General features: G+C 66.1%; 11 protein-coding genes. 5 read left to right on the top strand and 6 right to left on the bottom strand.

Annotated elements, in window-relative coordinates:
• Positions 1-177: 177 nt before the first annotated feature.
• From ACH488_RS16120 to ACH488_RS16130, 3 genes are read left to right on the top strand one after another with little or no spacing between them, the layout of a single operon-like run.
• Entirely contained in the window at positions 178-1,125 is a 948-nt protein-coding gene (locus ACH488_RS16120; RefSeq protein WP_397325574.1) for a 1,4-dihydroxy-2-naphthoyl-CoA synthase, read from the top strand.
• An 8-nt stretch (positions 1,126-1,133) separates the two neighbouring features.
• Positions 1,134-2,264, top strand: a complete 1,131-nt coding sequence (locus ACH488_RS16125) for an AMP-binding protein (protein ID WP_397325575.1) — start codon at positions 1,134-1,136, stop codon at positions 2,262-2,264.
• Positions 2,265-2,324: 60 nt separating this feature from the next.
• A complete protein-coding gene (locus ACH488_RS16130) occupies positions 2,325-3,203 on the top strand; it encodes a 1,4-dihydroxy-2-naphthoate polyprenyltransferase (protein WP_397325576.1) in 879 nt (292 codons plus the stop codon).
• A gap of 17 nt (positions 3,204-3,220) precedes the next feature.
• Here the strand turns inward: ACH488_RS16130 and ACH488_RS16135 are convergent, their stop codons facing one another.
• Positions 3,221-3,532, bottom strand: a complete 312-nt coding sequence (locus ACH488_RS16135) for a DUF4229 domain-containing protein (protein ID WP_397325577.1) — start codon at positions 3,530-3,532, stop codon at positions 3,221-3,223.
• 87 nt (positions 3,533-3,619) lie between these two features.
• Between ACH488_RS16135 and ACH488_RS16140 the strand changes: the two genes are divergently transcribed.
• Positions 3,620-3,991 (top strand): PLD nuclease N-terminal domain-containing protein, encoded by a 372-nt coding sequence (locus tag ACH488_RS16140; RefSeq protein WP_397325578.1) that lies wholly within the window; start codon positions 3,620-3,622, stop codon positions 3,989-3,991.
• A gap of 134 nt (positions 3,992-4,125) precedes the next feature.
• Complete coding sequence (locus ACH488_RS16145) at positions 4,126-4,638, top strand: hypothetical protein (RefSeq protein WP_397325579.1); 513 nt, start codon at positions 4,126-4,128, stop codon at positions 4,636-4,638.
• A gap of 10 nt (positions 4,639-4,648) precedes the next feature.
• On the opposite strand, the gene ACH488_RS16150 is transcribed toward ACH488_RS16145, so the two are convergent.
• The 5 genes from ACH488_RS16150 to ACH488_RS16170 all read right to left on the bottom strand — a co-directional run bounded on the left by ACH488_RS16150 (position 4,649) and on the right by ACH488_RS16170 (position 13,630).
• On the bottom strand, positions 4,649-6,124 hold the full coding sequence (locus ACH488_RS16150) for a dynamin family protein (protein WP_397325655.1): 1,476 nt from the start codon (positions 6,122-6,124) through the stop codon (positions 4,649-4,651).
• 5 nt (positions 6,125-6,129) lie between these two features.
• On the bottom strand, positions 6,130-7,986 hold the full coding sequence (locus tag ACH488_RS16155; RefSeq protein ID WP_397325656.1) for a dynamin family protein: 1,857 nt from the start codon (positions 7,984-7,986) through the stop codon (positions 6,130-6,132).
• Positions 7,987-8,146: 160 nt separating this feature from the next.
• A complete protein-coding gene (locus ACH488_RS16160) occupies positions 8,147-9,406 on the bottom strand; it encodes an IniB N-terminal domain-containing protein (protein ID WP_397325580.1) in 1,260 nt (419 codons plus the stop codon).
• A 168-nt stretch (positions 9,407-9,574) separates the two neighbouring features.
• Entirely contained in the window at positions 9,575-11,557 is a 1,983-nt protein-coding gene (locus tag ACH488_RS16165) for a LuxR C-terminal-related transcriptional regulator (protein ID WP_397325581.1), read from the bottom strand.
• A 3-nt stretch (positions 11,558-11,560) separates the two neighbouring features.
• Positions 11,561-13,630, bottom strand: a complete 2,070-nt coding sequence (locus ACH488_RS16170; protein ID WP_397325582.1) for an Hsp70 family protein — start codon at positions 13,628-13,630, stop codon at positions 11,561-11,563.
• Positions 13,631-13,738: the final 108 nt, after the last annotated feature.

Here is a 13,738-nt window from a genome sequence, read left to right on the forward strand (position 1 = left end):
CCGGAAGGCCAGAGCCCGCCAGAGCCCTGGCGAGCCACCCCGCATACTTTCCCGGCCCCACGGCGCGCCGAAGGCGCTCACACGCTGGGTCGCAGATGACGTCGTTCCCAGCGCTGGGAACGACCCCAACTGCGACGCAGTTGGGTGGGCGGCCGGGGCCATTACTAGACTCGGACTGTGAACAACCAACTCCCTGCCAAGGTTTCCGACGTCTTTGACCCCACGCGCTGGCGCACCGTTTCCGGCTTCGATGACTTCAAGGACATGACGTACCACCGGCAGGTTGAGCGCACGGCTGACGGAGTCAAAGACCTCCCCACGGTCCGCATCGCCTTCAACAGGCCCGAGGTCCGTAACGCCTTCCGCCCGGGCACCGTGGATGAGCTCTACCGTGCCATGGACCACGCGCGCATGACCCCGGATGTGGCCACCGTGCTGCTCACCGGCAACGGTCCCTCCGAGAAGGACGGCGGGCATTCCTTCTGCTCCGGCGGTGACCAGCGCATCCGAGGCCGGGACGGCTACCGTTACGCAGAAGGGGACACCCAGGAAACCATCGATCCTGCCCGGGCCGGCCGCCTCCACATCCTGGAGGTCCAGCGACTCATGCGGACCATGCCCAAGGTGGTCATCGCCGTCGTCAACGGCTGGGCGGCAGGTGGCGGCCACTCGCTGCACGTGGTCAGCGACCTCACCATCGCCTCCCGTGAGCACGGCAAGTTCAAGCAGACGGACGCCACGGTGGGAAGTTTCGACGCCGGCTATGGCTCCGCGCTGCTGGCCCGCCAGATCGGGCAGAAGGCTGCCCGCGAGATCTTCTTCCTGGCCCGCGAATACTCCGCCGAGGACATGGTCCGGATGGGCGCGGTCAACGAGGCCGTGGACCACGGGCGCCTGGAAGAAGTCGCGCTGGAATACGCCGCGGACATTGCCCGCCAATCTCCCCAGGCCATCCGCATGCTCAAGTTCGCCTTCAACCTCGCGGACGACGGACTGGCCGGCCAGCAGGTCTTCGCCGGCGAAGCGACCCGCCTGGCCTATATGACGGACGAGGCCGTGGAGGGCAAGGAAGCGTTCCTCCAGAAACGCGACCCAGACTGGTCCAACTTCCCCTACTACTTCTAGGACCCGCCGTGGACATCGATCCCATCCTCAAGGCCCTGGCTGCCGCCCTGCAAGGCGAGGGTCCCGCCGTCGAAATCGTCACTGACGCAGAGGGCCGGCCAAGCGCTGTTCCCGTGGAAACCGGTGTGGAGGACGCCGCAGTGGTGGTTCGCACCTCCGGTTCCACAGGTACTCCCAAGGCAACCGTCCTCACCATTGATGCCCTGGCGGCGTCGTCGGTGGGAACGGCCGTGGCCCTGCGGGGCGAGGGGCAGTGGCTGCTGGCCCTCCCCCTGCAGTATGTTGCGGGTGTCCAGGTACTGGTCCGGTCCCTGTACGCCGGAACCCGGCCGTGGGTGATGGACCAGTCGAAGGGTTTCACCCCGGAAGCGTTCACTGCCGCCGCGGAAGAACTCACGGACAAGATCCGCTTCACCTCCCTGGTGCCCACCCAGCTGCAGCGGCTCCTGGACTCCCCCGCCCCCGAAACCCTCGCGGTCCTGCGCCGGTTCAACGCAATCCTGTTGGGTGGCGCGCCTGCATCGCCCGAACTCCTCGCCGCGGCACACGCGGAAGGGCTCAAGGTCGTCACCACGTACGGCTCAGCCGAGACGTGCGGCGGGTGCGTGTACGACGGCGAGCCGCTGGAGGGCGTCGAAATCCGCCTTGGCGAGGGCGAACTTGAGGGACGCATTCTGCTGGGCGGTGCGACTGTCGCAGCCGGCTACCTGGAGGACGGCCCCGAGGCCTTCTTCGAATACGACGGCACCCGCTGGTACGTCACCGGTGATCTGGGCGAGATGTCGCCGGAGGGCAAGCTCACCGTCCTGGGCCGCGCCGACGACGTCATCATCACCGGCGGGGTCAAGGCTTCCGCCGCGTACATCCAGGAGAAACTGGAAGGGCTCGACGGCGTCACGGCGGCTTTCGTAGCCGGCGTCCCGTCGCGCGAGTGGGGCCAGGCAGTGGCCGCGGTCGTGGCCGTGGCGGATCCAACACGCGAGGGCATCCGCGGATTCACTGCGAAGCGCGAGGCCGCACTGGGTGTTTTGGCCCCGAAAACGGTGCTTGCGGTCAGCGAACTGCCCATGCTCCCCAACGGAAAGCCGGACAGGCTGGCCATGATCGAACAGCTCGAAGCCCTGCATCAGGGACAATAGACAGGTTCTGCCTTAACGAACCTGACTGAAGATCAACCCCCAACACACGAGGTACTGCACGTGGCGACAGCTGCACAATGGATTCAAGGAGCCCGGCTCCGCACACTGCCCGCAGCGATTGCGCCGGTCCTGATCGGCTCGGCTGCGGCCTTCGAACTCCATGCTTTCCGGCTGCCCAACGCGATCCTGGCGGCACTCGTGGCCCTGTTGCTCCAGATCGGCGTCAACTACGCCAACGACTACTCCGATGGCATCCGCGGCACCGATGAGGACCGCGTGGGGCCGCTGCGCCTGGTGGGCTCCGGCGTGGCCAAGCCGGAACACGTGAAGTGGGCTGCGTTCGGCCTGTTCGGCCTGGCCATGATTTGCGGCCTCATCCTGGTGATCATCACCCAGACGTGGTGGCTCATCCTGGTAGGTATCGGCTGCGTCCTGGCGGCGTGGGGGTACACCGGTGGCAAGAACCCGTACGGCTACCTCGGGCTGGGCGACGTGTTCGTCTTCGTGTTCTTCGGGCTCGTGGCAACGCTGGGAACCACGTACACACAGGCAGGGCAGGTCAGCTTGGCGGCGGTGATCGGCGCGATCGGCACCGGGCTCATCGCCTGCGCGCTGCTCATGGCCAACAACGTCCGGGACATCCCCACGGACACAGCTGCCGGGAAGCGGACCCTGGCCGTGCGTTTGGGCGACAGGCACGCCCGGGAAAGCTACGTGCTGATGCTCGGCGTCGCCATCCTGCTGGTGGTGGTGCTGGCACCCACCAAGCCGTGGATGCTGATCGTACTGCTGCTGATCCCGGCGTGCCTGATGCCGGCCTGGCTCATGGTCAACGGGAAGAAGCGCAAGAGCCTCATCCCGGTCCTGAAGCAGACTGGCCTGATCAACCTCGGCTACAGCCTGCTGTTCTCGCTCGGACTGATCCTGACGCGGATCTGAATCCAGCCGGAAGTTCCTTAGGCAGAACCCGGGCGCTTGTCATTGTTGATGGCAACGTCCGGGTTTTGTTCCACCAGGGAGTCTTCGGCAGCGGCGTCGTCCACTTCACCGGCGGAACGCAGCGGTTTGGCCCGGCCGGAGAAACGCTCACGCATGGCCCCTGTTGCGGCATCCCGCTGTTTCTGGAAAAAGAGGTAGCTGATGGCGAAGGCGATCACACCGGCACAGACCACGGCCAGGATGGCGCCCGTCCCCAAAAAGTAGAAAAGCACGAACAACGGCACGAAGAGCGCCAAACGGATCAGGGAATACTTCAGGAAAGCCACCATCCAAGTTTAGCCGCCTTGATGGTTGCACTCTGATCACGGCCTTTGTGGGGGATCCAGCGAAGGGCTTTCGGCGACTAGACTTGGTGCATGCTCCGCGTTGTTGGCGTCGTCGTCGTCCTTGTTGTGTTCGTGTACGCCCTTATCGATGTCATTCGCACTGACAGCCGAAGCACGCGCGGCATTTCCAAGCCGGCCTGGATCGTGGTGATGATCGTTCTCCCGGTGCTGGGCGCCATTCTTTGGTTCATTTTCGGCCGCCCTTATGGGAGGCCCTCAGCCAAGCCTGTCCGCAGCTACCCCACGGCTCCGGATGACGACCCCGAGTTCCTCCGCAACCTGGAAAACCGCCGTCGGAACCAGGCCGAAGAAGAGCGGCTCAAGAAGCTCAAAGCCGAACTCGAGGCCAAGGAGCGCAAGCTCAAGGATTCACAAAGCCCTGACACAGACGAACTGAAGTAGGGAACATGGCCCAACAAGCTGATGAATCGCGATCTCTCCAAGCACAAGCCGGGACGCCTCTCAGCGGGCCACCTCTGAACACCCCAGCACCACCGCCACGCCCAGGCGTTTCCGTATCCGCACCGCCACCGATCGTGGCGGCAGTACGCCCGCCCGGCCCTGCCCGTTGGGCCCGGACCCTGTGGCTGGCCAGCTTCCTGGCGGGCTTCGGCGTCATCCTGACGGATTTCCTGGGCCGCAACGCGCATTTCGAACGCCTCAAGGGCGTCATCGGTGGCATGGTCCCGGACGGGGACGCCAAGGCACTCGACGGTGCCACCGCCGTCGTGTTCCTCGGCAGCCTGGGCATGCTCGCGCTGGTGACGGCCATGGAAGCGGTCCTGCTGGCAGTAGTCTTCCGGCACCGCGATTGGGCGCGATGGGCCTTGGCTCCCGTGGTCCTGCTCCACGCTGTGGTGACGGTGGTGATTGCCGATTTCGTCATCGCTCCCGGCGCTGACGGTGTGCTGGCGACCGTCCTGCTCGCAGCGCAATACATCCTGGCCGCTGCTGGCCTCATCCTGTTGTTCCTGCCGTCGGTATCGGCGTGGCTCAGGCGTGGACGGAAGGCACAGCCGGTGACACCCCGCGCCGCAGGACGCGGCTAGGCGGGCGCGTTCAGCGTCCGGCCGGAATTGCCGCGAGCATCCCTTCGCAACTGCGGATCACCACACGGCATGCGCCCAAGGCAGCCGGTTCGGTCAGCGGGTTCTCCGCGATCGCACGCCAGCGGTCCAGGCACGCCCGGGCAGCGTCGCTGACACTGTCTTCGCCTGAATCGTCAGGGAGGCCCAGCCTCAGCGCGGCTGACGTCCCGGATCCACCCACCAGGCGCTCGGCCTCGGCCGCGGCATCCGGGGCGAGCCCCACGCCGCTGGTCCGGAGGGCAGCCAGCAGCCTGAGTTCCCTGAACTCGTGCGCTCCGGCTTGGAGCCGCTCCAACGCCGTCACCAGTGAGGCTGCATCTTCCGGTGCCGTGCTTCGCAGCAAAGCTTCCAAACCCACGACGGCGGCGCGCGCCTTGAGGGCCTCGGCGCGGGTTTGGAACAACGAGGCGATGCTTTGAAGCAGTTGGCCCAAACCACTCCGCCGAGCAAGCTCGTGGGCCAGTGCCGTGGGATCGTCGAGCCCGCCCCGGACCAGGGCAACGCCCAGCCTGATGCCGAAGAGGCCGAAGCGTTCAACGAGCGAAACCCTGGTTTCCGCTGCGATTCCAGCGGGTTCGGTGGCCCGGACAAAGCGGTCCGCGGACAGCATGATCCGTTCCCACGCGGACTTTCCAAGGCCCGCCAAGGCAACCAACGCCTCATAGTCGGTTTGCCGCATGGTCCGGGAACTCTGCGCCAGCAGCCCCGCAACCGGCACTACGCCCAGGGCCAGTGGTTTCAGGTTCTCGTCGCGGCTGTAGCGGTCGGCGATCACTGCGGCGGAAATCAGGGAGTCGATCCTTCCGGCGCCGATCTCATCCGCCCTGGACAGCACGGCGAGCGCGTTGACAGTCCCTGATTGCCCGGCCACGTTGTCCCTGAACGATTCCAGGAACCGCACATCCGAGGCATGCATGTGGCGCATGAGGTAGATGACGGCGTCCGCGGCTGAGGGCGCGTTTTCGGGCAACAGGAAAGCCGTTGACCGGCCGGAAACATCCTGGGAGAGGGACGCGATTCCGGGGGTGTCGATCAGGGTCAGGTCCTTCAGGCTCGCTGCCGGCCAGTCCACCACCAGGCGCTCCACGTCCTCGGCCCTGATGCCGCCGAGCGGAAACACCAAACGGCCGTCCTCCCGGGTAACCGGCAATGGACGCGGTTCACCGTTCACCGGGAACAGGGTGACGCGCGGTGTGGCTCCGTGCCGGTACCACGTGACAATCCTGGTGCACTCTCCTGCATCCGTTGGGGCGATTTCCTCGCCGATGATCGCATTGAGGAGGGTGGACTTTCCAGCTTTGACCATCCCTGCCACGGCGATGCGCAGTGGTCCGGAGACCCTTTCATCGAGCTCGTCCAACACGGCCAGTGCGCCGGAATCGCCATGGAAGACCTGCCGGGCTTGTGCCAGGAGCCCGGCAGCATCGGCGATGCCGGAGTCCTCCATGGCGTTCATCCCGCCCTTGCAACGGACGGTTGGGCGCTGGGTGTGGCCCCGTCCTGGAGCGCAGCCGCAGCCTGGGCCAATGCGTCCACCTTTTTGAGCTGGAGCCGGATGTCCTTGATGCGCAGGTCCCGTTCCACGGCGAACGTCGCAGCGGCTTTCTGGGCGGCCGCCACGGAATCCGTCAGGGAACGGTGGTGCTCGTCCGCGATCTCGGTGAAATGGTCCCTGGTGGCCCGCTGGACCAGGCGCAGCCTGTCCTTGAGTTGCTTCCCCACTTGGAACACGACGTCGTCAACCTGTTTGCGGACCAGCGCTTTGGCCTCTGCCTGGCGGCGTTTGAGGCGCGCTTCCTTCTCTTCCCGGTACGCCTTGCGGCCCAGCAACAGCCCGGCGCCGACGGACAGGGGATTGATCAGGGCCATGCCAAAGATGCCTGTCAGGAGGCCGAACATCAGCACGCCGCCGTAGGAGCCGCGCATCCCGATCAACAGCTTCTGGAGCGGCGCCATCCTCCCGTCCTCCATGGTGGGCATCTCGCCCACAGGATCCAGCACTCCACCGGTATCGGCCACCTGCGTCAGCGGGAGGGCCACTTCTTCCTCGGAGAAGTGTTCAGCTACCTGGCCGGCAAGCCATTGGGCGCGTTCGCTGGTCCAAACGAAGGTGTCGGAGATGGCTGCTGCGGCGCTTTGTTCCAGCCAGAGGGAGAACTGTTCCCAGGCTGGTCCCGGGTCGCCTTGGTCGATGGCGTTTTCGGCCTCCCGTTGGATACGCCTCAACCGGTCCCGGAGGTCGTACTCCATGTCCGCGATGAGATCCCCGATGCCATCGTTAAGGGTGGTCTGCCAGCGGGCCGAACGCTTACGCAGGGCGTCGGCTTCCTGCTTTGCGGTTTCCAGGTCAGCGATCATGCGGGGCGTGCCGTCCGGGTTTTCCAAGGCTGCGAGCTCGGATTGCAGGGAGAGCCGCAGGTGCTCGGTGACGGACAGGAGGTCGTGCTGTACGGATTTCTGCCGGATCGCGGCCGCCCGCCCTTCGATGGTGTCCCGCAGGTACGCGATCAAAGCGGGAAACCCGGACTCCTCGTTCAGCTCCCTGTCCTGCAGCCGTGCGGCCTGGAGACGCAATTCGGAAGAAACGGGCAGCAGCGTCATCTCCGGTGCGACGTCGGAGAGATGCTGGCGGTCAAGCTCTGCGATCTGCCGCCAGGCCGGGTAGAGGTCGGTCTTCGAGAGGACGCACAGGACGTTCGGGCTGACCCGCATGGCTTGGCGAAGGAACCTGATTTCCGGCTCGGTGTATTCCTGGGAGGCATCGGAAACGAACACCACCGCGTGGGCCGAGGGAAGGGCCGTCAAGGTGGTGAGGGTATGCGAGGATCCCAGCCCGCCCACGCCCGGCGAGTCCACGATCGTCAATCCACCGGCGAGGAGCTGCCGGGGCAACGCCACCTCCGCCGCAACCAGGTTCTTGGTATTCCCGGGATTCCCGGCCTCCGAGACGTAGGCTGCCAGCTGGTTGATGTCCACCGGGCGGCGCTCCAGGTGCGGATCACCGGGAGCACTTTCCACTGACGGCGCTTCTCCCTGTCCGGGACTGTCCTTGGGGACCAGGACTGCAGCGGATGCGGGATCACCGTACTTGACAACCGTGGGAACGGAAGTGGCGATGTCGTCATCCACCGGGCATACCGGAGCATTGACCAGGGCGTTGATGAGTTTGCTCTTGCCTTGCTTGAACTCACCAACCACGATCACCCGGACGCTGGGATCACGCAACCGTCCGCGGGTTTGCTCCAGGCGCCGGCGAAGGTCGTTCCTCTCCCCCGCCAGTTCCATGCCCTGTTCCACCAGGGCGGCCATGCGTTCCGTTCCCGCCACAGTTGCTCCTCTGCTCCCGAACCTTCGTCTTCAGAACCTTCATCATCAGAACCGGCGAAGTGCCCGGCAGGTGCTTTCCCGCCTGCCGGGCACTGCTGGGGCTTGCTTGCGGTCTGTACTTACGCCGCAATCAACTCCTTTGTCAGTCGATGTCCACGTCGTTCTTGGCCACTACCAGCGAATCGTCAATGTCGTTGTATTCGACGTCGAGCTCGTTGTCCGCAATGACGGTGTTGTCCTCGATATTGGTGTAGTCCACGTCGAGTTCGTTGTCCGCCACGACGATCGAGTCGTTGACCGAGTTGTCCGTGTTCCCGTTGAGCGAGTCGTTCACCGAGTTGTCCGTATTACCCGAACCGTTGCCGTTGAAGGAATCGGCGACGTTCGTCGAGTTGTCCGAGTTGTCGTTGACCGAGTTATCCGAGTTGTCCGAATTATCCGAGTTGTCGTTGTACGAATCGTTCGTCGAGTTGTCGGAGTTGTCCGAGTTGTCGTTGTACGAATCGTTCGTCGAGTTGTCCACGGAGTTGTCGGTGTTGTTGGTGGTGGTCTCGTTGAAGGAATCCTCGATGTCCACGTCAACATCAACATCGGTGTTGTAGGAATCGTCCGTGTTGTACGAATCCTTGGTCACCGAGTGGTCCGAGTTGTCGTTGAACGAATCCCTGACGTCGATGTCCGTGTTGCCCACCTCAACGTCGCCCTCACCCTGCGAAACGATGTTCAGCGAGTGGTCATCCGAGTTGTCGGTGTTCGTCGTGGTGGTGGTTGTTGTTGTGGTGGTGGTGTTGCCCGAGTCCTTCACATCGTCGCCGGCAGCAATCGCGCCGTCGCCGGAGGCAATCACGGCCTCCTGGTTGAACATCTGGTTGACATCGCCGTTGGCCCAGATGTTCTGGTTGACGGACTGGTCGTTGATCGTGTCACGGTCATCGATGTTGGTGGTGTAGGAGTAGTTGTTCACCACGTGGACCAGCTGCTGCACGGCGTGGGCGTGGTCGTCCCAGTCACCACCGCCGCCACCGCCACCACCGTGGCCGTGGTCATCGTCGTGATCATCCCAACCACCGCCACCGCCACCACCGTGGCCGTGATCGTCGTCGTGATCATCCCGGCCACCGCCACCGTTGTGCTGCGGAGCGGGATGTCCGGATGCCCCGCCCCCACCCGTGGTGGCGTGGTTGCCGCCGGTGTTGTATTCACGGTCGAACGACGAACGCGCGTTGATCGGAGCGTAGTCCAGGACCACGGGCCGGACGGCATCCACATCGGCCGAGGAAACATGCCCCAGACCGGCGGCGGAAAGGGCTGCTTCCGGGTCGCGGACAAAGTCCTCTGCGGCTTCCGGGTTGTTGAACAGGCTCATCAGGAACTGTACGAGCTGTTGTGCAAGTGTTGGCATTGGAACGCTCCCTCACATTCTGTGTTGGGTGGAGAACGCCCGGCGCCTTTGCCGGGCTTGACTACAAACTATGGCCCGGGGGACGGCCGGGGCATCGGGGGCGGTCCCCCTACCGGCGGCGCCCGCGTTAGGGGATCCGGTGCCCGAACGTTAGGGGGCGGAGGGGTGTCATGCGTGGGGTGGGTGCGCGTCGCCCAAGGCCAAGCGCAGCCGGACCAGGAGTTCCGAGCGGTTCTCCGCTCCCAGACGGCGCCTCATGCGGGCCACATGGTGTTCGGCCGTGCGGGGTGAAATGTAGATGGCATCGCCGATTTCCCGGTAGGTTTTGCCCTCCAGCACCAGCCTGGCAACTTCCTTTTCGCGGGCGCTCAGTCCGGAAGGCTCGGCCTTTTCGGGGGCCCCTATGCCCGCAGCTTGGTCCTGCTGGGTTTCCGGCTGCGCGACGCTTCCCTGGGGGTGGATGTCCCGGGCACACGCCAGCAGCTTCACCATGTCCCGGCGCTCATCGGCCCGCGCGGCTGCGTGGCCTGCCAGCCGGGCGCCTTCCCATGGCATCCCGACGGCGGCCAGCCCGCGGGCCGCTGTCTCGACGTCGGACGCCACGAAGCGCCCGGCGAGGACCGAGACCCAGGCTTTGCCGCCGGCTGCCAACATGGCCGCGTAATGGCTGTGCCCGGAGGCGCGAACCAGCGCCGCGGCGTGCGGGGCCAACTCAGCAGGGTTCTCGCCCAGCAGCGCCGCCTGCACTGCAGCCCAATGCAACGGGACTGACCACAGCACCGGATTCTCCAGGCGGTCCAGCAACTCCCAGGCGCCCTGCAGGTAGTGGGCCACGCGACCCGTTTCGCGCAGACGGGCAGCGGTGATGAGTACTTCGCCCCACGGCAGCAGGCTGTAGAGGTCCACGGAAACGTGCATCATGGCTTCGCGGGCGTGCTCCCAGGCCAGGACCAGTTGATGGACTTCGCCGCTTCGCCGCGCGAGGCCAAGCTCAAGGGCTGCACGAAGGAACCGGTCCCTCGGCGCGAGGTCCCAGGGATTGGCTTTGACGGCCTCGTTGATGGCCAACCTGGCGTCGTCCGGGTTGTCCTGTTGCATGGCGCACCACGCCTGCAGCAGGAATAACCGCGGCCTGGCGGTGTCGCCACCCTGGGATGCGGCCAGGGCGGCCCGCACCACGGTGTCCGCTACCGCCGGCTCGCCGCTGTGCAGGGCGCACAGTGCGGCCAGGACGGCCGGGATCTCGGGCATCGGAGCAACCACTCCTGCAGCGTTCATCATGTCCGAAGCCCGGATCAGCTCAGAGAGTCCCAGCTCCGGCGAGGATTCCAGTGTTCGGCGCAGGCCGTCCCCCATGAGGGACAACGCCACAGCCAAAAGCGTGGGCGACCCCAATGAGCGGCCCTCTGTCAGGACGCCGTGCGCGCCAGCAACGTCCCCGGAGCCGATCATTGCCAATCCGGCCAGCGGCGCCGAGGCGCCAATCCGTTCAGGCCCCAGCCAACGGTATGTATCGGCACTGCGGGACAGCATTCCCCGCTCGGCCCACACGGCGGCAGCCACGTCCACGCCCAAAGCAAGCTCCGGCGGTTCGGGCAGGGCCAGTAACCGGTCCACCAAGCGGCCTGCGGCGTCAAGGTCTCCCGTAGCCGCGGCTGCCTGTGCACGCCGCGCTGCCGTGGGCAGTTCCTTGGCTCCGGACAGCAAGGACTCCGCGAACAGCGTGGCGGCCAAACCGGGATCGGACTCGAGCGCTTCCTCGGCCGCTTCTTCGAGTTCCGCTGCCACCTGGGGGTGGCGCAGCCCAGCCCGGGCAAGCTCCCGGGCCAACCCGCCCAACGGCCGGCCAGCAGCACGGTAGGTGTCCACCAGCTCCCGCTGCAGCGCGTGGATGCTGGCCTCCGGGGTGCCGTTCAGGAGGGCATGGCGCGCCGTCCCCACCAGGGAACCGTCCGGAAGCAAGAGCCCCGCTGCCGTGGCAGTCTCCCTGAGCTCTTCCAGGTCTTCGCGCCCTTTCAGGGAAGCGGGCAAGGGAGCCGGCAAGCTAAACCCGACCGCCAACGCCAGGAGCAATTCCCGGACGGCCGCCGTTGTGCCTTCGAGCCCATACCCGTGCCCCGGGGGTGCCTCAGCGGGGTCCTGTCCCGTCATCGCCTAAGCCACCGCGGTGGGAGCAGGAGTCTCGCCCGGGCTCGTCTCGGTTGGAGGTGGCGGGGGAGCCTGTTCCGTGACGGGGTCCGAAGGTACCGGATCCTGTGTGACGGGCGGCGGAGGTGGTGGTGCTTGGGTTGTCGGCTCGGGTGTGGGAGTGACGGGGTCCGGCACGGTGGTGGGTGGCGGGTCGGCCGGAGTGGTCACAGGTGGTTGGGTCGGGGTGGGGGTGGGCTCCGGAGCCGGCCCGCTCGCAGCGCCCCCGGTGGGGGTCGGCGTCGGCGTGACGGTTCCTGGAGCTGGTGCGGACGTGGGTGTCCCGGGTGTGGTGGCCCCCGGCGTGCCCTGTGCCGGAGCGGTCGTGCCATTTCCAGTGGCGGGGGCCGCGGCGTTTCCGGCCGCTGGGGCCGCTCCGCTGCCGGCCGCCGGGGCGCCCTTGGTAGCCCCCTTCTGCCCGGACCCGGTGGAGGTCCGGGCCGTGCCTGTCCTCGCGGAAGCGTCCAGGCCCTTCCCCGTCTGGCCTGCGGCGGGCGCTTCCCCGGCTTTCGCTCCCGAGGCGGCACCGGCCTGTCCCCCGCCTGACTTCGTGCCGCCGTCGCGCATCACGTCGGATCCCTGGGCCGCGAACACGGACAACAACCCCGCTCCCTCGGGAGTCTGGGCCGCCGTGGCGGTAACGATCGTCAGCACGGTAGCGGCAGCGGCAGCGGCGGCCGTCATCCTCATCCGGGAGCGCGGCGCGTGCCGGCCTGCTTTCGACGTACCCGCTGCCGCCTGCTTGAGCGCGGACAGTGCCGTTCGTCCATGCCCGACGCCGGGACGCGCCACCGGGCTCATGCCCCGGGTGCGGTGACCAGCCAGGGCGGTCAAACCGGCCTCGACGGCGGCGGCCTCACTGTCCGCTGTCCGACCATCAGCTGTCGGTGCCGCGGAGCCGCTGGAAACGGCAGGGCTGGCCGCCAGCGCCGAGCTCGCCGAGATCGCCGCGCCCAGGCAAATCGACGACTTCGGATCGGCATCAACCGCCACGGGCCGTTCAAGTTCCGCCGAAACCAACTCGGCCACCAACGGAATACGCGACGATCCACCGATCAAGAGAACGGCCGTCAGGTCCTCGGGGTCCACATGGACGGCCTCCAGGCTCCGCCCGAGGGCGTCCAAGGTGTCCTGGACCTGCGGCTCGATCATCGCCTCGAACTCGGAACGGACCAGGCGGATGGCCTGCTGCCTGCCCGGAAGCGCAACGGAAATGCTGGTTTCGCTGTCCAGGGAGAGCGCTTCCTTGGCTTCGCGGCATTCCCTCTTGAGCCGGGACAACGCCGAAAGGGTTGCCGGATGGTCCGCGTCCAGGGCCTGGACGGCATCTCCCAGATGGGCCACCACGTGACGCAAAACAGCGGCGTCGAAATCGGCGCCGCCCAAGGTTTCAATGCCGTCCGGATGGCCGATCAGTTCAAACCGATTGGCTCCGGCCTTGCGGAGAATCGCGGTATCGAAGGTGCCCCCGCCGAGGTCGTACACCGCGATGGTGCTGCCGTCCTCCACCCGGGTTTGCGAGGCGTAATGGAGGGCCGCGGCCTCCGGCTCGCTGATGAGGCGGATGTCCCCCAGGCCCGCCAGGTTGAGCGCCGCCAGAACCACGGAAGTCCGGTGCTGGCCCCAGGAAGCCGGGTGCGTCATGACAATCGAGGAAGCTGGACCACCCTCGCGTTCTTCGGCCTTGGCTACTACCCACTGGGCCAGGGCGGCGAAAACATCCTCTGGCGCCAGCCAATCGTCGCCCACTGCCAGGGGAACGGAGTCGCCGATCCGCCGTTTGAACTCCCGGACCATGCGCCGGGGATCGTCCAGTCCGCGGCGCTCGGCCGCTTCGCCCACAAGAACCCGGCCGTCCTCCGCGTAGTAGAGGACGGAGGGCACGGCACTTCCGTGGAGTCCAAGGGGGAGCACTTCCGGCGCACTCGTGGAGCCCTGGCCGGGCCTGAGCACGGCTGCCGCGGTAAAACTTGTCCCGACGTCAATGGCGAGAACATAGCTCATGGTTACCTCGAAAAAGAACATGGCATGGCGCATGCGGTCTTCATCACAAGCGGGGTCCACATAAGGTAACACTTGCCTTTGACAGGCAACAGCTTAATTTTGGGTTCCTGCCGGGCTCTCTCCAAGTGATAGTCGACTCGA

The sequence above is a fragment of the Paenarthrobacter sp. NPDC018779 genome (genome assembly GCF_044391085.1).
GTDB lineage: Bacteria > Actinomycetota > Actinomycetes > Actinomycetales > Micrococcaceae > Arthrobacter.